26 protein-coding genes are annotated in these 26,077 nt (G+C 63.6%); 17 read left to right on the top strand and 9 right to left on the bottom strand.

Translation table 11 applies throughout. The annotated features are described in order from the left end of the window. Positions 1–18: 18 nt before the first annotated feature. The 12 genes from RIdsm_RS18075 to RIdsm_RS18025 all read left to right on the top strand — a co-directional run bounded on the left by RIdsm_RS18075 (position 19) and on the right by RIdsm_RS18025 (position 15,605). Positions 19–618: a phage connector family protein gene (locus RIdsm_RS18075; protein WP_057819906.1), complete on the top strand. Its 600-nt coding sequence runs from the start codon at positions 19–21 to the stop codon at positions 616–618. A gap of 14 nt (positions 619–632) precedes the next feature. Next, entirely contained in the window at positions 633–2,855 is a 2,223-nt protein-coding gene (locus RIdsm_RS18070; protein WP_057819908.1) for a phage tail protein, read from the top strand. After that, entirely contained in the window at positions 2,855–3,382 is a 528-nt protein-coding gene (locus RIdsm_RS18065; RefSeq protein WP_057819910.1) for a hypothetical protein, read from the top strand. Before RIdsm_RS18070 ends, RIdsm_RS18065 begins: the two co-directional genes overlap by 1 nt. Then, on the top strand, positions 3,379–5,496 hold the full coding sequence (locus tag RIdsm_RS18060; protein WP_057819911.1) for a hypothetical protein: 2,118 nt from the start codon (positions 3,379–3,381) through the stop codon (positions 5,494–5,496). Before RIdsm_RS18065 ends, RIdsm_RS18060 begins: the two co-directional genes overlap by 4 nt. Continuing rightward, positions 5,493–8,705: a phage tail tip lysozyme gene (locus RIdsm_RS18055; protein WP_057819914.1), complete on the top strand. Its 3,213-nt coding sequence runs from the start codon at positions 5,493–5,495 to the stop codon at positions 8,703–8,705. Before RIdsm_RS18060 ends, RIdsm_RS18055 begins: the two co-directional genes overlap by 4 nt. 132 nt (positions 8,706–8,837) lie before the next feature. Next, positions 8,838–11,414 (top strand): hypothetical protein, encoded by a 2,577-nt coding sequence (locus RIdsm_RS18050; protein ID WP_057819915.1) that lies wholly within the window; start codon positions 8,838–8,840, stop codon positions 11,412–11,414. After that, positions 11,411–14,185, top strand: coding sequence for a hypothetical protein (locus tag RIdsm_RS18045; RefSeq protein ID WP_057819917.1), 2,775 nt, complete (start codon positions 11,411–11,413; stop codon positions 14,183–14,185). Before RIdsm_RS18050 ends, RIdsm_RS18045 begins: the two co-directional genes overlap by 4 nt. A 1-nt stretch (position 14,186) precedes the next feature. Further along, positions 14,187–14,429 (top strand): hypothetical protein, encoded by a 243-nt coding sequence (locus tag RIdsm_RS18040; RefSeq protein WP_057819919.1) that lies wholly within the window; start codon positions 14,187–14,189, stop codon positions 14,427–14,429. After that, positions 14,426–14,563: a hypothetical protein gene (locus RIdsm_RS30215; RefSeq protein WP_160325882.1), complete on the top strand. Its 138-nt coding sequence runs from the start codon at positions 14,426–14,428 to the stop codon at positions 14,561–14,563. Before RIdsm_RS18040 ends, RIdsm_RS30215 begins: the two co-directional genes overlap by 4 nt. 1 nt (position 14,564) lies before the next feature. Beyond that, positions 14,565–15,173, top strand: coding sequence for a YcbK family protein (locus RIdsm_RS18035; protein ID WP_057819921.1), 609 nt, complete (start codon positions 14,565–14,567; stop codon positions 15,171–15,173). Continuing rightward, positions 15,170–15,430 (top strand): hypothetical protein, encoded by a 261-nt coding sequence (locus RIdsm_RS18030; protein ID WP_143100567.1) that lies wholly within the window; start codon positions 15,170–15,172, stop codon positions 15,428–15,430. The genes RIdsm_RS18035 and RIdsm_RS18030 overlap by 4 nt, the downstream gene beginning before the upstream one ends. Further along, on the top strand, positions 15,414–15,605 hold the full coding sequence (locus RIdsm_RS18025) for a hypothetical protein (RefSeq protein ID WP_143100568.1): 192 nt from the start codon (positions 15,414–15,416) through the stop codon (positions 15,603–15,605). Before RIdsm_RS18030 ends, RIdsm_RS18025 begins: the two co-directional genes overlap by 17 nt. Positions 15,606–15,625: 20 nt before the next feature. Here RIdsm_RS18025 and RIdsm_RS18020 read toward each other — a convergent pair whose 3' ends face one another. Then, positions 15,626–15,841 carry a hypothetical protein gene (locus tag RIdsm_RS18020; RefSeq protein WP_074940768.1) on the bottom strand — a complete coding sequence of 72 codons (216 nt, stop codon included), beginning with the start codon at positions 15,839–15,841 and terminating at the stop codon, positions 15,626–15,628. 247 nt (positions 15,842–16,088) lie between these two features. Here RIdsm_RS18020 and RIdsm_RS18015 point away from each other — a divergent pair, with 247 nt between their 5' ends. From RIdsm_RS18015 to RIdsm_RS18005, 5 genes are all read left to right on the top strand, one after another. Then, positions 16,089–16,685, top strand: coding sequence for a hypothetical protein (locus RIdsm_RS18015; RefSeq protein ID WP_143100569.1), 597 nt, complete (start codon positions 16,089–16,091; stop codon positions 16,683–16,685). Positions 16,686–16,696: 11 nt separating this feature from the next. Further along, a complete protein-coding gene (locus RIdsm_RS18010; protein ID WP_057819928.1) occupies positions 16,697–17,230 on the top strand; it encodes a hypothetical protein in 534 nt (177 codons plus the stop codon). An 89-nt stretch (positions 17,231–17,319) separates the two neighbouring features. Then, positions 17,320–17,451 (top strand): hypothetical protein, encoded by a 132-nt coding sequence (locus RIdsm_RS30765; protein ID WP_268874613.1) that lies wholly within the window; start codon positions 17,320–17,322, stop codon positions 17,449–17,451. After that, positions 17,448–17,612 (top strand): hypothetical protein, encoded by a 165-nt coding sequence (locus RIdsm_RS30210; protein WP_160325883.1) that lies wholly within the window; start codon positions 17,448–17,450, stop codon positions 17,610–17,612. The genes RIdsm_RS30765 and RIdsm_RS30210 overlap by 4 nt, the downstream gene beginning before the upstream one ends. A 13-nt stretch (positions 17,613–17,625) precedes the next feature. Beyond that, a complete protein-coding gene (locus tag RIdsm_RS18005) occupies positions 17,626–17,874 on the top strand; it encodes a hypothetical protein (protein ID WP_074940770.1) in 249 nt (82 codons plus the stop codon). 450 nt (positions 17,875–18,324) lie between these two features. Here the strand turns inward: RIdsm_RS18005 and RIdsm_RS18000 are convergent, their stop codons facing one another. The 8 genes from RIdsm_RS18000 to RIdsm_RS17965 form a co-directional block, all read right to left on the bottom strand. Then, entirely contained in the window at positions 18,325–18,945 is a 621-nt protein-coding gene (locus RIdsm_RS18000; RefSeq protein ID WP_057819931.1) for an alpha/beta fold hydrolase, read from the bottom strand. Positions 18,946–19,557: 612 nt separating this feature from the next. Next, the gene (locus tag RIdsm_RS17995) at positions 19,558–20,418 is read right to left on the bottom strand and encodes a TauD/TfdA family dioxygenase (protein WP_057819933.1); all 861 of its coding nucleotides are present in this window, start codon (positions 20,416–20,418) and stop codon (positions 19,558–19,560) included. Positions 20,419–20,468: 50 nt separating this feature from the next. Next, positions 20,469–21,260, bottom strand: a complete 792-nt coding sequence (locus RIdsm_RS17990) for an SDR family NAD(P)-dependent oxidoreductase (protein ID WP_057819935.1) — start codon at positions 21,258–21,260, stop codon at positions 20,469–20,471. Next, positions 21,257–22,693, bottom strand: coding sequence for an AMP-binding protein (locus tag RIdsm_RS17985; RefSeq protein ID WP_057819936.1), 1,437 nt, complete (start codon positions 22,691–22,693; stop codon positions 21,257–21,259). The genes RIdsm_RS17990 and RIdsm_RS17985 overlap by 4 nt, the downstream gene beginning before the upstream one ends. After that, positions 22,693–23,280, bottom strand: a complete 588-nt coding sequence (locus RIdsm_RS17980; protein WP_057819938.1) for a thermostable hemolysin — start codon at positions 23,278–23,280, stop codon at positions 22,693–22,695. The genes RIdsm_RS17985 and RIdsm_RS17980 overlap by 1 nt, the downstream gene beginning before the upstream one ends. Positions 23,281–23,380: 100 nt before the next feature. Then, positions 23,381–24,742 carry a sensor histidine kinase gene (locus RIdsm_RS17975; protein WP_057819940.1) on the bottom strand — a complete coding sequence of 454 codons (1,362 nt, stop codon included), beginning with the start codon at positions 24,740–24,742 and terminating at the stop codon, positions 23,381–23,383. Then, a complete protein-coding gene (locus tag RIdsm_RS17970) occupies positions 24,739–25,416 on the bottom strand; it encodes a response regulator transcription factor (protein WP_057819942.1) in 678 nt (225 codons plus the stop codon). Before RIdsm_RS17970 ends, RIdsm_RS17975 begins: the two co-directional genes overlap by 4 nt. Before the next feature lie 12 nt (positions 25,417–25,428). Continuing rightward, positions 25,429–26,022, bottom strand: coding sequence for a DUF6134 family protein (locus RIdsm_RS17965; protein WP_057819944.1), 594 nt, complete (start codon positions 26,020–26,022; stop codon positions 25,429–25,431). Positions 26,023–26,077: the final 55 nt, after the last annotated feature.

Raw genomic sequence — 26,077 nt, 5'->3', positions numbered from 1 at the left:
TGACCCGAGGGGCCTTCCATGACCGACGCCATTGCCATTGACTACGTGCTGCGGCAGGCGTTCCTGTTCATGGAAGTCACCCCGCCGACGTCGTTTGGCGATGACAGCCCCAAGGCCAACGATGCCGCGGCCGTCTACGACGCGGCGCTCGATACCACGCTCGAAGGATATGACTGGTCATTCGCCCGTCGTGTTGTCAGCCTCGCCGAATACGACCCGAAACCACCCGACATTGCCGATCCCGAGCTGCCCTATACGGTTCAGTTGCCAGATGACTGTCTGGCCTTGCGCAAGGTCTATGTCTCGTCCTGCGTTCGCTGGCGACAGGATCAGCGCATGATCCGGCTGGACACCGAGCCGCCCGTCACCGTCCGCTACACGTTCCGCAACAACAAGGAAAAGTATCTTCCGCGCATGTTTCAGACGGCCATTGCCGGTCAGCTCGCCCTGCTTCTGGCGCCCAAATACGTGACCACGCGTGCCAAGCAAGAGCGCCTGCAGACCGCCGTGGCGGACGCCGTCAGCGCTGCCAAAACGAACGACGCCCACACGGCCAGCTCGACACGCATCGACGGGCGCCCGAATTCTGGCGACTGGGCGACGGAGGCGATCTGGTGACACAATCGCGCCCCTTGCAGAACGCGTTTTCCAGCGCCGAGCTTGACCCGCTCCTTCGCGAACGCACCGACTTCCAGCGGTTTCAGACCGGGCTGGAAAAATCCATCGGCTTTTTGCCTCTGCGCCAAGGCGCCTTTACTCGCGCGCCCGGAACGATCTTTCGCGGCACGACCAAGGACAACAAAAAGGCGCGCCGGCTTCCCTTCCAGTTTGCCCGGAACGACAGCCTGTCACTGGAATTCACCGACGAGCTGATGCGCGTTTGGCGTTATGGCCAACTGGTGATGGATGGCGCGAGCCCTTTCGAGCTTGCCGTGCCGTTTCAGGAAGCCGATCTTGGCGCGCTCGAATGGGTGCAGGATGCTGACCTGACCTATATTGCCGATGGGCAGAGGCCGGTGCAAAAGCTGTCTCGCCTTGCCCTCGATGACTGGGAAATCGGGGCGACGGAATTCGTCAACGGCCCATTTCGCAATCAAAACCTCGACAAGGACGTCACGGTCCAGGTAACGGCGACCGGCGCCGCCGACGAGATCAATGTCGATGACGAAGTGACAATCGCTGCGAATGCCGACATCTTCACCGCCGATGATGTCGGCTCGCTGTTCCTTGTAAAGCCCCTCGACTTTAAGGATGTGCCGGTTTGGGTGGGCCAGAAAAGCACCGCGGCCAACAAATTTTTTCGCTATGACGACAAGATTTACGAAAGCGTTGCCGGAGCCTCAACGGGTTTAACACCGCCCACGCACACCGAGGGCACACAAGCTTATGGCGTCGACGGGATCGAGTGGGCGTTTCGTTCGACGGATACCGGTATCTTGCGGATCGACAGCGTAACCGATGCCCGCAATATCACCGGCACGGTAACGCTGGCCATTCCGAAACCCTGCACCGACGATCCAACCTATCGCTGGGCGCGCGGTGCGTGGTCGCAACGGTTCGGATACCCGTCGCGGCTCGCCCTTCATCGCCGCCGCATGTTCCTGGCCAACACGCCCTCCGAGCCGCGCTTGCTTTGGGGGTCAACCATCGGGCTGTTGACAGATTTTGAACCGAGCGACTTGCCGGATGGCGCCCTCGGTTACGAGATTTCCGGCGATCGCTCTCGCAATGAAATCAGCTGGCTGAAAGCCGGTTTGCGCGGCATCTACATCGGCGGTGCCGGCGAGGTCTATATTGCGTTTTCCAACGACAGCACCAAGGGCCTTGGTCCCACGACCTTCGACACGAACCTTGCATCGAGCGACGGGGCCGCCCCGACAGAACCTATCGTGCCTTACGGGTTCGTCATCTTCATCAGTGCAGACAAGACCCGTCTGTTTGAGATCCGATACGATTTCCAGTCAGATCGCCAGAAACCTGTTGAGCTGTCGCTGCCTTCGCAGCACCTGGGCGCCGCAACCTTCGAGCAGATCGTGTGGCAGTCCGTCCCTGAGCGTCATGGTTGGATCAGGCGTTCCGATGGCACGCTGGCCTGTCTTGCATATGATCCCGAACAGGACGTGCTGGGCATGGCACCCGTGCCGCTGGCGGGTGGTTTCGTGGAGGACATGGACGTGACCGTGAGTGCCGACGGCACCTATGATGTCGTCACGCTCATCGTGCGCCGCGAAATCGACGGGGAGACGGTGCGCTATGTCGAGGAACTGGCCAACAACCGGCCGGCAATGCTGGGGGCTGTACCCGCCACGCATTTCAACCACGCCTATGCCAGCGCCGTTTTCGAGCCTGACCCGGCCGACGACACGTTTTTCGTTCCGCATCTGATTGGCCAGGCGGTCTATGCCTGGACCGATAAAGGGCAATTCGGCCCGCTGACGGTTCAGCCCGGCGGCTATGTCTATCTTCCCGATAGCGTGAGCCGGGCCGTCATCGGATTGGTCGACGGCACACACAGAGCGCGCACCCTGCCATTGCAGGCACAGGGCCGAAATGGCGATACACGCGGCCGTCTCAGACGTCTTGAAGGCGAAACCGGGCTCGGCCTCCACAAGACGGCTGGGGGCACCGTCCGCAGTATCGAAAAGGTATGGGGGCAAGCCGAACAGATCGGTTCCTATCAGGACATCTTCGGGGAGAGCTTCCTTTCAGACGAAGTGAAAGCCGAAACCGGGTTGCGCCGCATAGACGTATCTACCGGGCATGCGGATGAAGTCGCTCTCGAGTTCATCCCCGACGGCCTCAAGCCCATGACCGTCACCGCGATCATTCCAAACATGGACGAGGCAGGCCCGTAATGTGCGTTCCCGCTCTACTCGCAGCAATTCCCGCTTTGGGGGGCGCCGGTGCTACCGCTGCCGGTGCTACCGCTGCGGCAGGTGCGACGACGCTGCAGACCATCGGCACCATCGCGTCGGTTGCCGGAACGCTGGCAACCGGCTTTGCCGCTTACCAGCAAGGAGAGGCGACCGCCGATGCGCTTGAGCGCGAGCGCAACACAAAGGCGATCCTGAATTCCATCGAGGATCAGCGCGTTCGCAAGAAATTCACGCGCCAGATTGCCGCGCAACGTGCTGAGCTGGTTGCTCGCGGTGTCGATCTTTCCAGTCCGTCAGCCGTCTACCTGGGTCAGTCGGCGGCCAAGGAAATGACCTTTGCCTCGCAGTCGGTGCGCCAGACCGGCCTTGCCGAGCGGGCCGAGCTGACGGCGCAAGCACAAGCCGCCCGGTCGCGTGGCCGCATCGGCCTGCTTAAAGGTGGCCTCAGTGCCGCGGGCGGTCTTCTCGACCGCGCCCCCGACCTCTGGCCGGAGCTTTTGGCATGACGCTCACCCTTCCCCAGGCGGGCACCAGCCCGGGCCGCGCACCCCGCACCGTCGAGCAACCCGTCAACACGGCTGGTCAGGAGCTTGGTCAACTTGGTGATGCGCTCTATCGTCTCGGGGCGGAAAAGCTCGACCGCAACAAGAAGCGCGCGCAGGTCGATCTGACCCGCGACATGAACGATCTGCGCCTGCAGGTCGAGGAAATCGGCGACCCGGATCAGGCAGATACCGCTTGGCAACAGGGTGTTAGCAATCTGCGCGCGAAATACCTCGGCAGCGAAAGCGGGCAATCGGAAGTGCTGCACCCCAGCAACGTGCCCGACTTCGAGCTGACCTTCGATCAACTGGCTAACGCCAATACTTTCGCCGTCGGCAAGCGCAATCTCGAACTGCGCATGTCTGAGCGCATGGCGACCTTCGACAGTTACATGTACGAGGCATCGCGCGCAGCCATGAACGCCGACGCCGATACCCGGGCCACGTTGGCGCAGACGGCCGACGACCACATTGCGGGCCTTCTGCAAAACGGGGTCATCAACGCCGAGCAGGCAGAACGCCTTCGCCAGGACGTTCGCGGCGATCTGGACGGAGCTGCAGCATTGCAGGTGCTGAACGACGACCCGGCCGGCTTTCTCGACCGGATGGAGGCCGGCGAGTTTTCCGGTCTGGCGCCCGAGACCCAAGCGCGCATGCGCAACACCGCCACGGACGCCCTGCGCAAAGCGGCCGAGAAGGCACAGAAAGACGCGGACAAGGCCGCCGAGGAACATCGGGATCGCATTGTCGATAACCTCGACAGGATTTCGAGCCTCGACAACACCGAACGTCTCGATCCGACCGACCGCGCCCTTCTGGACGATCCGGGCATTGCCCAGCTCGCCAAGGACGACGAAGACGTGCAGCTGGCCCTGCGCAAGGCGCAGGCCCGGGTTTCGCTCGATGAAGACGAAACCGTTTATCGCCTCATGAACCCGGCCGCCCTGCAGCGCGCCATCGAGGTTGAGCGCAGCAAGAAGGTTCGGCACCCCTACCAGGAAGAACGCCTGGACGTGCTGGAAGACCTTCTGGCCGACAAGCAGAAGGCGCTTGACACCAATCCGCTGAAGCACATGAAGGACATTGGCCTTGACGTGCCCGAGCTGCCGCTTGACGAGGGGCAGAAGGCGTTCGAGGCAGGGCTTGCCGGCCGCCGGCGCAATTCCGACTGGATGCGGAAAAACGGCTACACCACCCAGCCGGTCATTCTGGACCCTGACGAACGCAAGGCGATCAAGGCGCAGCTGGATGACGAGGCCGATCCGACCCAGCGCCGCATGCTGGTGGAGGGGTTCACCCGCCAGCTGGGACCGGATGCCGAGCGGGTGTTGATGCAAGCGACCGGCGACCGGGTTGTCGCCCATGCGGCCACGCTGATTGGCTGGGGGGCGCCGGCCGATGCGGTCGAAGACATCCTGACCGCTCAGAAGCGCATCAAGGACGGCACCGCCACCCGGCCGAGCGAGGCGAAATTCCGCGAAACTTTCACCGACGTGACGGCCGGCCAGTTTCGCGACCAGCCCGAGCTGGAAGCCCGGATCATGGCCACGGCAGAGGCCCTTTACGTGGAAAGCAACCCCATCGCGGACAGCACCAGCGTTGACAGCGGTGAGGCTCGCAAGGCCATCAGTCGCGCCCTGGGCGGCGATGGCGATCAGCTGGGCGGGCTTGCCACGATCAACCCGCCGGGCGCGTTCAATCAGCATGAGGTTCCATTGCCGCCGGGCGTGCGCGGTGATGATGTCAATCAAGCCCTTTTCGACCTTTACGGTTCCGTCTCGGACAAGCGCAGCCGCGACGATCAGGGCCATATCGAAATGGGCGGGTCGGTCATTCCGGGGGATACCTCGCGACTGGCCGCAATTTCACTCAGCGGCGCCGCCCCGGACTTCGGGGGAATGGATGCCGATGTCGTTCTGAGTGACGCGAAGATCGTGCCGATTTGGGTTGGTGGTCGCCCAACTGACCGCTACACCTTTGTACGTCGTGTCGGCGGGCAGGACATTGCCCTGAAAGACGAAAACGGCCAGCGGTACGAATTCAGCTTGCGCAAGCTTGTGCAGGGGAGGCGGCCGTGACCGATCTGACCTTGCCAGAAACCGACGAAAGCAAGAAGCAGCCGGATGCCGGCCCGCCCACGGAAGTGAACGGCATGACGGCGACGACGGAAGTGCCGAGCCAAGCAGAACGCTTCGCCGCAATGTGGCGTATGGGCACGCTGGAAGACGATGGCTGGGGCTATACCCGAAGGCTTGAAGCGCAGGCGCAGAATGACATTTACGATGCCCTGCCGCCCGAGGCGAAAGCCCGGATGGATGAGGAATTCAACCGGCTTCACGGGACCGCCGGCGTCAACCTCGACCGGCACGCGCTCTACCGCGAAAAGCTCCTGCAGGAAGTCCGCGCCATCAAGGAACTTGGCCCGGCCGGTGATCCGGCGCTGGCCAAGATGCCGGCAAGCGAAGACGAGTTTCAGGCGCAGATCACGGCCGAGCGCAAAGACCAGTACCGCGAAGCAAGCGACCTGATTGCCATCGACGGCCCCGGCGTAGGCGGCTTTCTTGGCGGCCTGTCCCGCGATCTGGTCGACCCGATCAACCTTGCCCTGGCCCCCGTGGGCGTGCAGGGCGGTATCCTGCGCACCTTCGTGGCCGAAACCGTGCTGGGCGGGGTCGCGGCGGGGCTCAACCTGCCGCGTGAATACGCTGTTGCTGACGAGCTGGACCTGCCAAAGCCCGACGCGCTGTCTCGTATTGGCACCGAGGCGCTGGCCAGCGGTGTGTTGGGCGCCGGCTTCCTTGCCATCGTGCGCGGAGCGCAAGCCTACAAGGTGCGCCAGCGCGTGCGGAAGGCTGGCAAGCCGGAGGGCATGCCACAGGCCATGCATGAAGACGCGGTCGCCGAGGCCGAAACCATCCTGCGCGACGAGCTGGACGCCGACGGCACCCGCGAGGGCCAGCGCCGCGCTGGCGAGCAGGACACGCCCACGGTGCCGGATTTTGATTTTTCGCTGACCGGCAACGCCAGCCCGCGCACAAACCGGGCCGGCTACATTTTCGGGCGCCTTCTTGAGCGGGGCCTGTCGCCCCATATCGCGGCCGGTTGGCTCGGCAATGCAATGGTCGAGAGCGGCACCGCATTGAACCCCCGCGCCGTGGGCGACGGTGGCAACGCCTTTGGTCTATGGCAATGGAACGGGCCGCGCCGGCACGCCCTCAATCGTTTTGCCCAGTCGCAGGGCAAAGACCCGGCCGACATCGACACGCAAATCGACTTCCTGTTTCACGAGCTTCACACGTCCGAGGCAAGCGCCTGGGCGCGCATCCGACAGGCGCGGTCGGCCGAGGAAGCCGCCGAGCTGATTTCAACCCTGTTCGAGCGTCCCGGCGTTCCCCACCTCAATCGCCGCATCGGCCATGCCCGTGCCGTGATCGACCAGTACGAGGGCGGCGCCGTGCCGCGCGGGGGTAGTGTGGCGCCGACAGACTATGTGCCGGTGAATACCACCACCCGCGCGGGCTATACCCAGACCGGCCAGGTGCGCACCGCTGCCGGCACGCGCGTCGATGTCGAGTACGAAGTGGTTGACCGCTCCACTCTGCAGCGCGCCAGCGGCGACCTGCAGCCCCGTGACCGCACCCTGGGCAATTCTGACGAGCAGGTGGCCAACATCGCCGCCACGCTCGACCCAGTGCTTCTTATGCCGGCCCCTACCGCCGACCGCGGCGCCCCTATCGTTGGCCCCGACAACATCGTTGAAAGTGGCAACGGCCGGTTCGCCGCCATCGAGCGCGCCTATGAGCGTCACCCTGACCGCGCCGATGCGTACCGCCAGCAGATCGAGGCCGCCGGCTTCGACATACCCGACGAGGTGCGTGATCCTGTGCTGGTCGCACGGCGCACAAGCCAGATGGATGATGACGCCCGGCGCGCTTTCGTGGTCGAGGCACAAGACAGCGGCGTGGCCCGGATGACGGCCGTGGAGCGCGCCCGGGCCGAGGCGGCCATGCTCGATGCCGGCACCCTGTCGCGGCTCGATCCGAGCCTGCCCCTGACCGATCCGGGCAACGGCGATTTCATCCGCGCCGCCCTCGACCGTCTGCCCCGTACCGAACGCAATGCCTTCACCACCCCCGAAGGCCGCTTGAATGCCGACGGCCGCAAGGCGCTGGAACGCGCCCTGTTCGCACGCGCCTATCAGGATGCCGAGCTCCTGCGGCGCTTCACCGAACAGGATGCGGCCGAGCTGCGCAGCCTTCTCGATGCGCTGTTCGAGGCCGCCCCCGGCTGGGCCCGGCTGACGGGCGAGGTGGCCGACGGCCAGGTGAAGCCAGAATTCGACATCACCGGCCATGTCACCGAGGCCATGCGGATCATCGCCACTGCCAGGCGCATGGCCAATGCGGACGGGATCAAAACCGGCCATGTGCTGGCCGAGCTGCTGGACGAGATTGACCTGATCGAAGGGGCCGTGTCGCCGCTGACGCGGGCGCTGGTTGGCATGTTCTGGAAAGACGGTAAGGCCGCCCCGAAAAGCAAGATCGCCGGCTTCCTCGACCGCTACGCCGCCGAGGCGCGCAAGGTCGGACGCACCGATGCCGGCCTGTTCGACCAGGCGCCCACCGTGCCGGACGTGCTGCGCACCCTCGATGCCGAGGGTTTCGCCGATCTGGGCGATGACCTGGGCCGGCCACGCGGCCAGTCGCGCCAGCCGGAGCCAGACGTGCGCGACACCGTGCCTGAAGGCGCCTATGCCGACGGGGCCATGAGCGAGGACGCCATTGAGGCCGCGCGCACAGCCGAGGACGATCTGCGCGAGGCGGTGGCCAAAGATCGCACTCCGCCTAAAGAAGATGTGCGGCAGTTGCTTGCCGAGGCCCGCGAACGACGGGCCGAACGAACAGCGACGGCCGCGCGGCTTGCTGAGGATGACAAGCCGGTTCGCATGCGGGCTGCAAACGGCGCGGCCCTGATTTCACCCGCTGCAGATCGGCCCGGGAAATGGCGTGTCACCACCTTTGGCGAGGACGGGAAGCCATCGGGTCACATAGACGCTGAAACAAAGCTGTCTGCAATTGAGCGCGCGCTTGAGGATGGTTACGCGCCGGAAGCTGCCCCGACGCAAGCGCAAACCGCCCGAGGCCAGTTGCTCGCCGATGGCGATTTCGAGGTTCCGCTGGGCAACGGCGAAACCGTCATGGCAAGCGAAATGCTGGATGATCTGGATGCCGACGACGTGCTCGATACCGTCGTGTCGGCCTGTATTGCCCGGGGAGCGGACGCATGACCGCCCGGGCCAAGTTCCGCGCGCGGCGTGTAGTTCACGCGAAGACGCTGCGCGCGGCGGGACGAAGCCCCTTGTCACAAGCGAAAGAGGCGTCGCAGACAAGGCGGCTTCGTCCCAACCGGGAGGGCGATCATGGCTAACATGCACGACTGTATCGACGCGGCGGTCAACTCGGGCCAGCTCAACGGCGCATCGGCGCAAGCCAAGGCGCAGGCGGCCAAGAACGTCTATACCGAGCTTTACGATCGGTATCGCACCGTGATGCCCGATGCGCAGGCGCAGATGCTCGCCAAGAAAGACCTGGGCGAGGCCACCCGCCGCGCCAAACACAGCCGGTTTCATGCCGTCACCAACCAGCTGCAGACCATGCGCCGCATCCATGCCCTTCTGGCGCAGAGCGACCGGCCGGATTTGCACCTGCAATCCATGGTCGAGTATGTCGAGGGATCGGGCTACACCGGCGAAAGCGTGGCCTCACTGCAGCGCGCGTACATCACCTCGATCAACAGCGGCATTCGCGACTTCCTGAAAGAAACGGGCATTCGCAAACGTGGCGGTAGTCGGGATCCCAAGCTTCTGGATCACGTGATCCGCGAGTTGCATGCCGAGGCGACCGGCAACGCCCAGGCCAAGCAGTTGGCCGACGCGGTGCGCGCCCAACAGCAGCGCATGCGGCGCGAGTTCAACGCGCGCGGCGGCGACATCGGCGAGCTGTCTGATTACGGGATCATGCACACGCACGATCCGATGGCGATGCGGAAGGCCGGCAAGGACGCGTGGCGCCGCAGCCTTCTGAGCGACGACGGCGCGACCTCGCCGCTCGACTGGTCGCGGATCGTCAACAAGCGCACCGGCCGCCCTTTCGCCGCCCAGCCCGGCCAGCGCCTCGCCGGCGGCGATCTGGCCGATGCGCGCGCCATGCTCGATGAAATCTACGGCAACGTCACCTCGATGGGCTGGCAGAACCGCTATCCCAAGATGATGGCGACCGGCAAGGCGCTCTACAACCAGCGCGCAGAGGCCCGCGTGCTGCACTTCAAATCTGGCAGCGACTGGCTGGCCTATAACAAGACGTTCGGCACCGGCGATCCGTTTTCGTCGGCCGTGGGCGGGTTGCACGGGCTGGCGCGCGACGTGGCGCTGATGCGCGTGCTGGGGCCGAACCCAAATGCCGGTTTCGAGTTCGCCGCGCAGACCGCCGAGAAGCGCGCCCAGGAGCTTCATGCGAAAGGCCAGCGGAACCGCAACATTCTTGGCCTCAAGAACGATATCGACAAGCTAACAGAGCGCTCGATCACGCGCACGAAGGCGATGCTGGCGCAGGCTGATGGCACCGCGAACATGCCCGCCAAAGGCTACGAAGCATCTGCCGCTTTCTTCGGCGCAACCCGCCAGTACATTGTTGCGACCAAGCTGGGCTCCGCGCTTGCGTCGTCGGTCACCGACACGGCGACCATGGAGATTGCCGCGCAGACCATCGGCATGGGGGGCGGCCGCATCCTGACCCGGCATGTCGAGCTGATGGCCAGCTCGGCCACCCGCGAGACGGCCGCGCAGATGGGATGGGTGGCCGACACCCTGGCCACCACCGGCGCCGGCGCCGCACGCTATCTCGGCGAAACCTTCTCGCCGGAGGTCACCCGCCGACTGGCCGATTTCACCCTGCGTGCGTCGGGCCTCAACTTCTGGACCGACATGGGCCGAACGGCCTTCAAGATGGAGCTGTCGGGTTACCTGGCCACCAATGCCGGCCGCACGCTGCAGGATGTTGATCCCAAGCTGCGCGCGCTTCTGGAAGGGCGGGGCATCACCGCCGCCGAATGGGACATCCTCCGCGATCCCGCCAGCCTCATGACCGCGCCCAACGGCGCGAGTTTCCTGTCGCCGCAATGGTGGCTGGAACACCAGACCAAGCTGCCCCGCGACCAGGCCGAGGGGTTGGCGATGCGCCTGCAGGCGATCTTCGAGGAACAGCAGGAATTCGCCATCCCCTCGGTGAACCTCGCCGGTCGCGTGGCCTTTCAGGACACCGCGCAGCCCGGCACGTTCTTGGGCGAGCTGGCCCGGTCTGGCGTCATGTTCAAGAGCTTCGCCATGTCGCTCATGATCAACCAGATGCGCCGCTTCTGGGCGCAACCCACACCGCTGGCCCGCGTCGCCTATGCCGTCAAACTCGGCGCCAGTCTCACGCTGATGGGGGCTGTTGCGGTGCAGCTCAAGGAATTGGCCAAGGGACGCGACCCACGGCCGATGGACAACATGAAATTCTGGGCGGCGGCCGGCCTGCAGGGCGGGGGGCTCGGCATCTTCGGCGACTTCTTCGCGGCCGGCACCAACCGGTTCGGCGGCGGCATTCCGGAAACCCTGGCCGGGCCGGTTGCGGGACTGGTGGCTGACATCGCGGTTCCGATTTCCAGCAACGTCAGTCGAGCCGCGCAAGGTGAAGACCTTTTGCTTGGTCGCGACATCGCCAACTTCGTTCGCTTCAACACGCCGGTGGCGTCAAGCCTCTGGTATTTGCGTCGTCCCTTCGATGCCTGGGTAGGCGACCAGCTGCAGCTCTTGCTCGATCCTGAGGCCGACATCGCCTTTCGCCGCGCGACCCGCCGCGCCGAGCAGGATTACGGCACATCGCTTTGGTGGAAGCGCGGCGAGGTGCTGCCCTCGCGTTGGCCCAATTATTCAAACGCACTTGGAGGCGGTCAATGACCACAGAAGCTTATCCCGGCCCCGAGGAATACACCGTCAGCGGCACCGGACCCTATGCCATCAACCACGAGTTCACGCAGAACGCCGTTGCCCCCTTCGTCGTGATCGAGGGCGTCGAAACGGCGTTGGACAGTGATGATTTTTCTCTCAGCGCAGAAAGCGGTGACAGCGGCAACCTGACACTATCCGCAGGTGCGGCGACGACGCATGATGGCCGGACACTGAGGATCTATCGTGAGACGCCAATCGAGCAGGGTTGGAGCGGCGGCAACAGCCGTGAGAGGGGCGTTGAGGTCCAGATGGACCGCACCGTGCAGTCGGTGCAAGAAGCGTTGTATTGGTCACGTCGGTCGCTGCGCACGACCACAGCCCATCGCCCGCTTGATTTGAGTGGAAAAGATGACGTCACATTGCTCTGGAAAGATAATCGCTTCCAATCTGGACCTGCTGCGAGCGATATTGCGAGCGCGCAAGCATTTGCCGCAGCCGCAGCAGTTGCGCGAGATAAGGCCGAACAATGGGCTGAAGAAGACGAAGACGTTGAAGTCGAAACCGATCAGTATTCGGCCAAGCATTGGGCGCGAAAAGCAGAAGCCGCACCGGCATTGCTGACCATAGCGTCGCTGCGAAATCTTATACAATCTATGACGGCGAACGGAACGCTTGGGGCCTCTGACGAATTTACGGTCCTCGACGCGGACGACTTGGATACGCCCAAACGTGTAACACTTGCCACGCTACAAAATACGATCCTCGCCGCGCTTGATCTTGAAGAGTTAATTGACGCTCAAGACGCCGAAACGTCTCTCGGGGTTTCAGACAAGTTCGTATTTCGAGACGCGAGCGAAGGTGCGGCAAGGTCTGTGAACTTCGCGGCTTTGCGCGATGCGCTCATGACCAGCACGAATTTGAAATCCATCATTAATGGCCTGACAGCCGAAACGGTGCTTGGCGTGTCTGACCGCTTCACGTTCCTGGACGCGAGCGATAGCTCCGACCCTAAAACCGTCAACTTCCTCAGTTTGAAAAACGCGATCCTAAGCGATGCATATATGAAGGCGTTCATCGACGGACAAACGCTGGAAAGCTCCTTCGGCGTTTCCGACGTTCTGCTGTTCTTGGACGCCAGCAATGGGAGCGTCACCAGAAAGGCGAACTTTCTCACATTAATCAATTCGGTCATGACTGCGGCAAACGCCAAGATATTGATCGACACGCTCACGCAAGTGTCTGAGCTTGGCGCTGCGGATAAAATGATCGTGCAGGATCAGAGCGATAGCGGGGCGACCCGGTATGTCAATATTCTCGATTTGCACCGCAGCATTGAAGGGATTTCGACAAGCTTTCGAGGGAACGACAACGGGCGGTATTTCAATATCCGATCCGGCCACGACTATGTACACGCTTTGGCGAGCGATGCTGACGGTCGCACCGTTCAGGTGAAACAGGCCCGTGTCGGATCGGATGATACTGCGGTTGTGGACGATGCGCGCCCGCTTAGGCTCTTCATGGGCTACGGTGAGAGCCACATGCAAGACCTTACGACCAATATGGAGGACGGCACTGTTGTCCCTCCGTTCAAAGGCCAGCCGTATCCAAACCACATCTTGACAACCAGCGGCGAGCGTTTCTTCGACACGACCGTTTCGACGGGCGCGGAGTTGACAGGGCTGGAACCTCTGGACGACGGCGACCTGATCGCCAACAAGCAATGCCCGATCAACCTTATTGCTATTGCGACCGAGTACCTTGAACGACGGTACGGCGCAATGAACCTTGAAGGCACGCCGGGCACCGTATGCTTTCGCGTTGCGGAAGGCGGTGAAGCGACAGTCGCCTTCGAAGAGGCAACCAACGCCTACGACAACGTGATCACCGCGGCCGGAGCGATCCAAACACTTGCGTCAGGCTACGGTCGTGACCTTGAGGTGGATGCGGTCTGGGCCTTCCAAGGCACCAACGGCGTCAACGGCGTCGATGAGACCGACAACAACCTGTTTGCCTCGAAGTGGGCTGCGATCAAGACGGCTATGATTGCCGATCTGAAGACGGAAACCGGCCAGTCCGGCGACCCGCTTTGGTTCATGTTCCAGGTTGGCAACAAGGACAGCGGCATATTGGGGAGTGCCGAGGGCATCCCGGAGGAACAGCGGAGCCTCGCGCAAAGCGACAGCAACGTGATCCTGTTCACCAACATGGCCTGTTACCCCGAGAAGGACAATGTTCACCTTGGCAGGCCGGGCAAGATGATGACGGCAGACGCGGCGAGCGTTGCTTACCGAACGGTCAAGCTCGGGGGCACGTTCCAGGCACCGGGGTTTACGGTCACGGCGTCCCGGTCGGGCGATACCGTCACTGTGACGGTCAACTCAACCAGTATCAGGCTGACAGGCGACGATGATATTGAGCTTGTTCAGATCGAAGAGGTTCCGACTTCCGAAATGCCTGCCATTGCCCAGAAAGGCTTCCGTTTCTTCTACAATGGCGTTGAACAAACTATCGACACGGTGTCGGTAGGAACGGAAAGCGGCGGGAATGGCGAGGGCTTGGAATTTACTCTGACCCTCGCGAGCGACCCAGGCTCCGCCGGCACCGAAATCGTGTCGCTCGGGCGGAGTGAAGAGCTGAACGACGGCGACAACTGGTCAGGCTCGCGGCATCCGTTCTACCTTGATACCGGCGTCAAGAGCGTCTGGCGTAACTGGTTTGGATACCAGGACGTGCCCGACACGATCCGCATTCCCCTGCTCAGCTTCGAAGAGACGCTTTAATATGGAAGAGTTCATCAGCAAATTCTGGCATGTCATCGCAGCGGCGGTCGTATCGCTCGGGTGGCTATTCCGCCTCGAGGCAAGAGGTGCACTCAACAGCAGGGACATCAAGCGCGAAGAGGATCGGCGTCGCGAGGAGGTGGCTCGGCTGGAAAAGGGCCGTGCCGAAGACAAGGCGGAGATCACCGGCAAGCTGGACATCATTTCCGAGGATATCAAGCAGCTATTGAGGCAAGGAAGATGACCCAGAACGCACCCTGGCGTGGCGCAGCCCGCCCAGCGTTCACCGTCTTCAGTTTTGTTGGGCTCGTCATCATCAATGCCTTGCTCTTTTTTCGTGAGCAAATTCATCAACTGATCTTCGGCACAGGAGGCTGACATGCTGAAATCCTATGACCACTTCACCCAATGGCCGGAAGATGAATGGCCCTGGGCTAACTTCTCGCCGCGGGAAATGGCGAGCAAGCGCGAGGGCGAGCTGAAGCTCAACACGCGGGCAATGGACATGCTGCAGCAGCTGCGCAATCAGCTCGGCCGGCCGCTCATTGTCGTAAGCGCCTATCGGAGCCCGGAACACAATCGCGCAGTTGGTGGGGCAAAGCACTCAAAGCACATGCTGGGAGAAGCCTTTGACATCAGGATGGACAATCACGATCCCATCCGGTTCGAGGAAGCTGCCCGCGCCGTCGGCTTCCAGGGCTTCGGTTTCTATCCGGCCTCGGGCTTCATGCACATCGACATGGGGCCGCGTCGGGAGTGGGGCACACGTTGGAAGCAAACGGCCACCAATCTGCCCAACGAAAATACACGCAAGCCGCCGGTAAAAGCCGCCACCGGCGCCGTCGCTTCGGCCGCCACGGCCGTGGCCATCGAAAACGTACCGGCCGCAACCCAACTGCTTGGCGATCTGGCGCCCGTCGCCCAGACTGCGGCCGTCTTGGCGATCATCGCCTTTGCGGCATACCTGCTTTGGCGGGGCTGGCATTGATTGCCCAGCTCGCCAGCGCCTTGGGCGTATCACGCGGCATAGTACTGGCGGGGGTGGTGGCCGGAATGCTGGCCCTCGCCGCCACAGGCGCCGCGTGGCTGCGTTCAGACGCCGTGCGGGACCATGAGGCCCGCGAGGCTGTTGAGGGCGCTCAGGGGCGCTTACAGACGCTTGAGGAAGGCGACAGGAGACGGAACGATGTGGACGCGATGGACGACGATAGCCTGCGCGATGTGCTTCTTGACTGGCTGCGCTGACTGGTTCGATGTCGAGGAACGGCCTGGCAGCCCGGCGCAGTTCAAGGACGTGCAGCGCCAGCCGCCCAAGATTGACGAAAGCACTGTCGACTACCTGATCGAGAATGAACGGCCGTTCGCGGGATGGCTGGCGGAAACGCTGATAGCCTGCGAAGAACACGGGTGTCGGCCCTGATTGCAGGACCGTCCTCTGATTCAATCGAGATAGTTGGCGCGAATGTCGCGGGCCAAAAGCGGGTAATCCGCCTCGCAGGCATCGGCATAAGCGGACAGGGCAGCGCGGGCGAATTTGTCATGCGTGATGTCCAGCACGAAATACTCGCAGCCGTCATGCTCCTCACCGGGGGCGGACTTGCCGTCCGTCCGCTCGACGTGGAATTTATTGTATAGTCCTCGGGATTGGTCAGGCATTTGGGTTCCCTCTACTTGGATTGCTCAAGGCGCTCGATCTGAGCGTCTAGGCGGGGAGCCAGATCGGCTGGGTTCAGGTCAACCAACTCGCGCCACCAGCGGAGCGTTGAGAGCGGCACAGTGGCATGCGGCTCAGTGGCGGCTTCTGCGTGTGTCTTCGGCATCTGAGTGTCCTCTACTTTTCTACAGTTGACTTATCTACAATCTACAGTACCTTTTCTACAAGTCAATTCGGAAACTGTAGAAAATGCTGCAACCTGTAGAAAAACCCGGCTATCGTCCGCCCATGAAAGTTGGATTCGGGACGAAAGAGCAGCGCGCATCGCTTCTCGTGGCGGGGGCCGAACAGGTCTATGCGCCTGATGATCTGCCGTTTCTTGTGAAGTATCCCGGCCTCGCGATCCGCGATGGCGACACCGTGATTTTCGCCCAGCCTGGCCTGATGAAGAAAAGCGACATGACCTCGATCCTGTCAGCTGCCGAGGGCGGGGGCATCGCCTTCCAGGTCATCGGTCACGAGCCCGTCATCTGCGACAGCGATGCGAAGCTTTCAGAGTTTCGCCGGCAGAAGCCGCGCACATTGGACGTGCCGGTAGTGCAGACACACGGCCGGCCCGCGACAATCCAGTACACCGACAAGCAGGCGGACGCGATCATTCGCGAGTGGCACGCCGTCCCGAAGCGGCCGCCGCGCGAAGTGGTAAAGACGGCCGAGGGCATTCTTGGTCTTGAGACTGGCACACTGAAAACCTCGTGGGTGCGCGATCTTGTGATAAAGTATGTCGGAACCGCGCAGCGGGCGAAGCCGGATCACTGGGCCGGCATTTCTACAGAACCACACTAGGAGAAGAAGATATGGGCGAGCAGAGACGAGGCGACTGGATGCAAACGGCTACCGGGTTGGCGTTCTGGCCAATGGACCCTAGGCCGTCCGAGGTCAAGATTGAAGATATCGCGCACGCGCTGTCGAACCTGTGCCGGTATGCTGGTCACTGTCGTGAGTTCTACTCGGTGGCGCAACACTCCGTTCTTGTGTCCAGGAATGTGCCGAAGGAGTTTCGACTTTGGGGACTACTACATGACGCATCTGAGGCGTACTTAGTTGATGTTCCTCGCCCCGTGAAGCCGTTTATTGGTGGCTACAAGGAGGCAGAAGAATCTGTTGAACGCGCAGTCGCTGAGGCGTTCGGCTTGACATGGCCAATCCCAGTTGAAGTGAAGCGTGTTGATAGCGCAATTCTCGCGGATGAAGCGGCGCAGATCATGGCGAGCCCACCCCGTGATTGGTGCCTGCCGGAGCCGCGCCTTGGGATCAGTATTGATCCTTGGTCGCCGCAGACCGCAAAGCGCAAGTTTCTTAAGGCGTTTCACGATCTAAATCTCAGTTAAGGAGGGGCCCAATCGTGATATTTAAAGACCGTCCAAAGCGCTCACGCGCACTCATCAAATATCTAAGAATGGCGCGGCGGCGAGGTCGAATGACTGCCGCTGAAATCCGCGACCAGAGGATCAGCTTCGCCTACGGTCAGATGATGGACAGCGCACCAAACGTGACCAAGGAGGACGTGGAGCGGATACACGACGAGATCTACGGGGAGGCCGACCGATGATCACTCCGCAGGAATACGAGGCAATGCGCACCGATCCGCAGTATCTGGTCAAGAAGCATCGCGCGATGTGTGAGCGTGGCGACCACGTTCCGATGAAGGCCAAGCTTGACGAGAGCGTGTCATGCATCAGGTGCGGCGCCGATCTTGGCCAATCTCAGTAATGGAGGCCGACCGATGGCAACACTTGAAGAAATGATGGCCGATGCCGCCGAGCGTGTGAAGGCCATGACCCCCGAAGAGCGCGCGGCTATGCACCAGGCGCAGAAACGCAGCTTCATGCGTGCGGAGGCGTCCTTCGGGTCGGACGAAGATGAGCGGGCATATAGCCGGGCCGTTGCGCACGGCGACGAGGCCGAGATTGCGCGGCTCGAAGCTGAGGCGTCGGCGCGGGTGGATGCTGTAGAGAGTTTGCTTTCGGACTAGTTTCCCTAAGCTATTGATATCCAACACAGTCTTAAATCACTAGAAAACTGCTAAGTCATTGAAATCATTCATCTTGACAGTGATTTGTAATCAGTAGGTCGGGAGTTCGAGTCTCTCTGGGGGCACCATACCTTCTTCGTTCGAGGGGAATTCGCCTGACATCTTGAAAGGTATTGATGCTTTTGGTGTTCGAAGTCCCGCTTGAACTTGTCGCTTTAGGTGCTTGTCCCCATCTCGGCTTCCTCGCCTCAAAGTAAGGGGGCAAAGCGTCTACAAATCCAGGGGCACCTCAATCTGCCTCAGCTTCTGACCTGTTTCCCCTGGCTTGTGTCGCGTGTTCGCCATTTTCTGTCCTCCCCTTCCTGACCATGACGGTGGACCAATTCAGATGGGGAGGCTCAACTGGCTATTGATCCTGAGCTCAACAAGTCAGGTTGTAGGTTACAGGCTTCAACAATTGAGAATTTCATCCCGTACAAACTGGGACAAACGTCCTGTCTGCTTCAAATATCCAAGAACATTGTGCGGTGACTCGGGATAATGATGCAGTTCCATGTTAGGTGCATGCTTTGCTATGTGCCTTGCGTGCCGCTGATCCCGCACCTCTTTGCTGCAATGTACGCTCACCGGGATGTTGATCTCAAACGTACCAATGCGGTCGTGAAAAAATTGCAGCTTGGCCGCTGCCTCTCTCCATCTATTCTCCCAGGGCGCCCGGTTAGACTGAATGGAAAATTGTGGAACGACAGCTACAACCCTATCGAGTTTGAGCATGTCCGACCAGTTCAAGGCAGCAAAGCCGCCCATCGATGACCCATATCCAATGCGCTTTCGGTCACCTGCCAAATCATCCAGAAGTGAAATGACGTCAGTGATTTCTCTGTGCTGATACCAGCAATTACTTTCCGGCACGACCGCAAGATAATTTAACCCATGCTTCTTGAAGATTTCCGCGCCAAAGGGAGTTTGCTTACTTGCCAGCCTCAACGGTGCGAAGGTGATGAAAACGGGTCCCTTGCCATCTATACTCTCGTGGACAGTATATTGCCCAATCTCATGTACCTTAGCCATATGTTATGCACCTTGATGATAGTCATTTCTTAAGTTTTCAGTGGGTTAGCGTCAATATCATCTTACGGGGCCATGAAGTCATTGCCGGTCGTCCGGCTGGGGTCAGCGTTGCCGCCGTTACCCCCTGTAAGGGGTGGTAACGGACGTAACGGCAGCATGACCGCGCTACCAACCGTGAATGGTAACGGTTGGTAACGGGCGTAAGTCTTTGGTAAGAGCTAATGCCCATGGCTAAATGCATACACGTCCTGTTTCTTGCGACGGTTGCGCGGGCCGATATGTCACAATTCTTGTGACGGTGCACGGCCCGCACGGTGGTTCACGTCACCCGGCTGCACGGTTTCTGTGACGCATAGGCACGATATGTGTGCGGGGGGTTTGCTCTTCCTCGGTCCAGTGTCGGAAGCTGTGGTCAGACGGTCTGCCGTCATCGGTTGGCCTTTCGCAGAGCGCCCAGTGAGCGGCTTTGCCAAATCCTTCTGAACCAAGGTGCTACCGTTTCTCCATTCGGATTAGACCGCGCCGTTCCAGTTCATCGAAGGTTTGGCCCACCGATTTTTGATACGCCTTGGTTCAGCCGCTGAGCTGTCCGGATTTCCGGGACCACTTCACTCAGACGCGGCCCATGCCGATGAACAGCTCGCGGTCCGCGTCCTTGATCGCGCGGCGGCCATGCATGACGCGGGTGTTGTCGATGACCGCGATGTCGCCGTCCTGCCAGTTGATTTCGACCGTGCAGCTTTCGGCAAGTTCCCGCAGCGCCTCGATCTCGTCGGGCGTCACCGTCGAGCCGTCCTCGAGCGTGTAGTGCGGCGGCTCGTAATTGTGCGACGGGCCGAGGATGGCATTGGCGAAGGCCTGGCCGTTGGCCAGCGCCGAGGGGCGCACCGGCGACACCGTCAGCTCGTAATCGATCGAGCCGTCGTCGCGCAGGGTGAAATCCTGCCCGGGGATGGCGGCCTTGAACTGCTGGATATGCTCCTCCGTCACCTCCTCGGGGCGGCTGATCGCGGGGTGCTCGTTGGCAAGGTAGCGCTTCCACAGCGCCTCGGGCAGGTTGCGCTTCACCCGCATCTTCTGGCCCCAGCGCGCCTTCTGGGCCGCGTCGAACCTCTCGAACACCGCGCGCCCGTCGCAGATCGTGGTCTGCGAACCCTCGAAGGCCGCGCGGGTGCAGTAGAACGCCACGATATCGGGGCAGATCGGCGTGTTGCCGTTCTCGATATGCAGCCCGATCGGCCCCAGCCCGGCATCGACCTTCTGGGTGTTCTTCTCGGAATATTCGCGCGCCGGGTCGAAGGTGATGGTGGTGCAAAGCTGCGCGGTCAGGTCGCTGAACCCGTTCATGTCGGTCCTGAAGCCGCGCAGAAGCGCCCAGCCGTCGCGCTCGAGATAGGCGCGGGTCTGCTCGATGACGTCCGCGGTGATGTCGGTCGCGCCGGTCTCGGTCGCACGGATGACGTTGTAGCTCATGTTTCGAAGTCCCTTGATGATGTGCTGCCCCGCGGCTTAACGGCGTGCGCTTACGGCTTGCTTACAGGCTCCAGCGCGCGCAGCGTGCGCGCGTCACGGGCCTGTGCGCCCACCGACCGGTCGACCAGCGACGGAAACAGCCGCTGCACCTTGACGAAGAGCCGTTCCTTGCCACGCGGAAAGCTTTCGCGGCGGCCGGCCTCGATGGCGCTCCAGGCCTCCGACGCCACGCGCTCGGCGCTGTCGAGGGTCATGCCCAGCGGTTCGACCAGCGCGGCGAACTCGGCCTCGGCGGCGGTGCGGGTGGCGCGCGGGGCGACATAAGTCACGTCCACGCCCGACCCCGAAAGCTCGCGCCGAAGCGCGTCGGAAAAGCCCCGCAGCCCGAACTTGGTGGCCGAGTAGGCGGCGAAGAACGGATAGGCGATATCGCCGAAGACCGAGCCGATATTGGCCACGCGGCCCCGGGCCGCCCGAAGCGCAGGCAGAAGATCGCGCGTCAGGGCCATTGGCGCCACGAGGTTGGTGGCCGCCATCCGGTCGAGCGCGGCGTCGTCCATGTCGCCCAGGTGGCCGACGCTCAGCGTGCCGGCATTGTTGATCAGCACGTCGAGCCGCTGGCCCACCGCCCCGGCAATGCGGCGCCGGCCTTCAGACGACGTGACATCGGCCACGACGATCACCGCGCGCGTGCCGGGGAAAAGTTCCTGCGTCTCCAGCAGGCTGCCTTCGGTGCGCCCGACAAGGATCGGGGCATAGCCGCGGCGCACGGCTTCCAGCGCCAGCGCGCGGCCGATGCCCGACCCGGCACCGGTGATGAGAGCGGTTTTTTGCTGTGTCATGAGGCCAGTCTCTCGGTCTGTTGAAGGGGCGGCAGGGGCACCGCCGCGATGCGTTCGGCGAGGGCGGCGGCCACCTTGCGGTTGGGCGTTCCGGCGGGGAAAAGCAGGTCGGGCTCGGACAGGTCGGTGAGGATCAGCGCCTCGGGCCGGGCATAGGCGGGCAGGTCGGCCAGGGGCGCCGCGATCTCCGCTGTCGTGACCGGCGCGGCCTGCACCACGATCAGCACCAGCGCCCCGTCGCTTCGCAGGGTCAGCGCCGAACTCACCACGCGCGGGTCGGCATTCACCCGCGCCTCGACCCATTCGGGCGAGATGTTGCGCCCCGCGGGCGTCACCAGCAGCGCGTCCTTGCGCCCCTCGACCACCAGGCGCCCGTTCTCGAGCCGGCCCAGGTCGCCGGTATGCCAGCGCGCGGGGGCGGGCGCGCCGCCGAGGTAGCTGTCCATCACCGTCGGCCCGGCCACCGTGATCTCGCCATCGACGATCTGCAGGTCGATCCCGTCCAGCACCGGCCCCACCGTGCCCGGCGCGTTCTCGCCGGGGCGGTTCATGGCAACCACCGAACAGCATTCCGACAGGCCATAGCCCTCGTGCACGGGAAGGCCCGCCGCCTCGGCGGCGCGGATCAATGCGGGGGGCGACGCCGCGCCGCCAACGGCGACGAAACGCAGGCTCGATGGGGCGATCGCGCCCGCGTGCTCGAGCGCCGCCACCCACCGGCCCAGGATGCCCGGGGTCAGAAGGCTCGTGGTGGGCCGGATCTCTTCCATCGCGCGGGTCAGCCCGTCGAGCGGCCCGCCCAGCAGGGCGCGCGTGGCGTCGAAGCGCAGAACGCATTCGGCCCCGGCGAGGATGGGAAGGAAGATGCCGCAGATCTGCTCAAGCAGCTGCGGCAGGGGCATGACCGACAGGTGCCGGTCGCGGGTGCTGGCGCCGACCACCCTGCCAAGCGCGGAAAGCGAGGCATCGAGCTGGCGGTCGCCGATGATCACGCCCTTGGGCCGGCCGGACGAGCCCGAGGTATAGATGACCCGCTCGGCCCCACCGGGATAATCCGGCAGCGCGCCGACCGGCGCGGCGCGGGGCGGGATGACCATCAGGGGCGAGCCGGCAAAGGCACCGGCGTCGGCGCCGATCACCGCCTCGGCGGCCGATTCGGTCAGGATGTGCCCGGTCTGCTCGGGGCTGAAGAAGAAGGGCAGGGGCACCTGCCGTTTGCCGGCCAGCGTCAGCGCAAGGTCGGCCACCACGTAATCGATCCCGCCGGGCACGGCGAGGGCGATCGTCTGGGGCGCGTCGTCCAGGCGGCGGGCAAGCCCGGCCACCCGCGCCGCAAGCTCCTGCCAGGTCACTGCCCCGGCATCGTCGCGGAAGGCCACCGTTCCGGGCCGCTCGGCCGCATGGCGCCGCAGGGCGTCGAACACCGCGCGCATCACGACGCCTCGCAGCGCAGGCTCGCGGCCCGGGTGCGCGGCGACAGCGCGACGGGGGCGAACAGCCGGTCGGCACAGGCGCAGACCCACGGATCATGCGCATAGTAGCTGCCCCAGCTGTCCGGCGCGGCCACGCGGGCCGGGTCGGCGGGGGCCAGCGTGCTGTAATCGAGCCCGGTGCGCTCCAGCAGGCGGCGCAGCTTGGTGGTGGCGGTGAAGACCCCGCAGGTCATGCCCCGGGCCCGGCCCCAGTCGACCATCACGTCCAGCATCGCCAGCACGGGGAAGGGGGTGATCGACGCGAGCGAGACCACTTCCATGATCTGCGCCGCCGGCACGGGCTGCCCGTCCGGCCCGCGCAGGTGCCGCGTGAACCCGCCATCGAGATAGGCATCCGAGAAGAACCCGTCACTGGCGGTGCGCAGCCCCGCCGCACAGAGGATCTGGCCGTCGGGCCCGCGAACCGTCACCAGCCGCGGCGCGAACCCGGTGATCCGCGCGCCATAGACCTCGCGATAGACGTCTTGGATATGCCGCTCGGCCGCCGCGCGGCCGGGGCTCTGCTCTGTCAGGAAGTCGGTTCTCATAACGGGCCAATCTGCTTGTTGCACTCACGGTTGGCCCCTCTCTCGCGCGGCAGACTTACGGCAGGCTTACAAGCCGCGCGATGCGGCGGGAAACGGCGCGTCAGCCGTTGCCGAACGTGAAGGAGAACGTGCTGCCGCCGCCCGGCCTGTCGGTCACGGTGACATGCGCGCCATGCGCGTCGGCCACCGACTTGACGATGGCAAGCCCGATGCCCGCGCCATCCCGCCCGCCGGTCGCACCGCGGCGGAAGCGCTGGAACAGCTGCGCCTTCTGCGCATCCGGTATCCCCGGCCCGCGGTCCATCACCCGCCATCCGGCGGGGCTGTCGCCGATCTCGATTTCGATCTCGCCCTCGCCGTCGGTATAGCTGATCGCGTTGCGCAGCAGGTTGCCGAGCGCGATCGCCAGAAGGCCGGCATGCCCCCGCACCCGCGCGCTGGTCGCGCCCGTCACGGCAAGCTGCTTGCCCTCGCGCATCGCCGCGACGCCCATCTCCTGCGCCACCGAAAGCGCCACCTTGTGCAGGTCCACCTCCTCGAACGCCGTCACCCCCAGCGCCTCGGCGCGGGCCAGGTCGACCAGCTGCTCGAACATCTGTTCGAGCCGCAGCACGTCGCGCCGCAACTCCTGCCGAAGCGGGCCGTCCTCCAGCCGGTCGATCGCCGAGCGCAGAACCGCCAGCGGCGTGCGCACCTCGTGCGCCACGTTCGACGAGAAATCCCGCTGCGCCCGATAGCCCTGGTCAAGCCGGTCGAACGCCTCGTTCACGGCATGCACCAGCGGCACGATCTCGGTCGGCAGCTGCGTGGTCGACAGCCGCCGCTCGGTCGCGCCCGGCCCGATCGCCGCCGCCTCGCCCGACACGCGCCTGAGCGGCGCAAGCGACCGGCGCGTCGCCAGGATCGCGGCAAAGAGGATCGCGGCGATGCCCAGGATCACCCACTGCACCTCCTCGGTGACCTCGTGCATCAGCTCGGCCAGGTGGCTTTCATCCCCCGTCGGCCCCTGGGCGGTCGAGGTCAGCACGACATAGCGCTCGCCAGCCCGCTCGACCGCCAGCGCGGCCGCGGCGCGGCCCCCCTCCAGCCCGAAGAACACCGGCCCCGCCGCGCCGGCCGCACCGGTCAGGCGGCCTTCCAGCCCGGCCGCCACCTCGCCGCCGACCAAAGGCCGCAGCTGCGCGTCGAAGACCGTGTAGCGGTAAAGCCCCTCGCTGCCCTCGAACCGCAACGCATCGGCATCGAGCCCCAGATCGGGCGCGCCGGGGGTGATCTGGCCGGCAATCTCGGCCGCCTCCCGCGCCAGTGCCTCGTCGCGGTTCTCGGCCAGGTGCTCGTAGAACTCATAGGTCAGGATCACCGAGGCCAGCGCAAAGCAGAACCCCACCGCCAGCAGGATGTTGACCACGAGCCGCCGCCGAAGCGAGCGGGCCTCGCCGAAGAGCGCCGCCAGGCCCGTCACGTGCCGTCATCGTCCAGGAAATAGCCGATGCCGCGCAAGGTGTGGATGGCGACGCTGGCGTCGAGATCGACAAGCTTCTTGCGCAGCCGGTGCGTCGCCACCTCGATGGCGTTGGGCGTGGGCGGTTCGTCGAAGCCGTAAAGCGCGTTCTCGATGGCGTCCTTCGACAGGATACGCCCCTTGCGGCGCATGAACAGCTCCAGCAGGTCCAGCTCCCGCCGCGACAGCCGCGCCGGGGCGCCGCCGATCTCGACACTCCGGCCGGCCGTGTCGAAGGTGATGTTGCCGGCGCTGAGCGTCACCCCCAGCGCGCCGCCCGGCCGCCGCAGAACGGCCCGGATACGCGCCAGCAGCTCTGCCGCGTCGAACGGTTTCACGATGTAATCGTCCGAGCCCGCGTCGAGCCCCTTGATCCGGTCTTCCAGCGCGTCGCGGGCGGTGCAGATGATGAACGGCACCTCCGCCTTGACCGCCTTGACCGACCGCAGAACCGACAGCCCCTCGATATCGGGCAGCCCGAGATCGAGGATGATCGCGTCGTAATCATAGGACCTGGCCGAATGCACGGCGTCCTCCCCGCTATGCACGCAATCCACCGCGAAACCGTTCGCGCGCAGGCTGGCAGAGGTGTTCTGCGCCAGCCTTTCGTTGTCTTCCACGTATAAAAGCCGCATCGGGCAGGGGTCCTATTTGCGGACGTAGGTCACCGTCGAGCCATCATCCGCCGTAAACGACACATGCGCAAGATTGCCCTGCGCATCGTACCACAGGTCGCGGTTCAGGTCGCCCGAGAGGCGATAGTGATGCGTGGCCACCGGCCCGCGGCGCGTGGTGACGTTCTCCGTGCCCATGTCGCTGACCCGCACATTCATGATGCTGCCGTCGATGGTGTTCAGCAGTTTGCCCGCCTTGACGATGTCGTCGTTCCAGAGGCTGGCGGGAAGCATGCCCTTGCCCGGGCTCGAAAGCTGGTGCGGCGTGCCGTCGTCATTGGTGGCCGAGCGCACCGAGGACAGCTTTCCACCCGACCAGCTTTCCACGCTCTTGTGCTGGAAACTGTAGGCCGTGGCGCGGATCAGCGGGATCTTGACCACGATATCGGTGGTCACGTTCACCGTCAGCGCGCCCTCCGAGCCCTGGAAGCTGTAGCTGTGATCGCCGATATCCTTGCCCTTGCGGATCACGTCGAAATCGAGATGCCCGCCCGACGGGATCGAGGCGGCGTTGAGCGCCGAGGACAGGGCCAGCGTCAGCCCGGCGGCCAGGGAAAGAATGCGCATGGAAGGTCTCCTTCGTTGAGATGCGGTCGGTTCCTGCGGCCGCTCTTGCCGCGCC

This window comes from Roseovarius indicus, from assembly GCF_008728195.1.
Classification (GTDB): domain Bacteria; phylum Pseudomonadota; class Alphaproteobacteria; order Rhodobacterales; family Rhodobacteraceae; genus Roseovarius; species Roseovarius indicus.
This window is presented reverse-complemented; position numbering and strand designations above follow the sequence as displayed.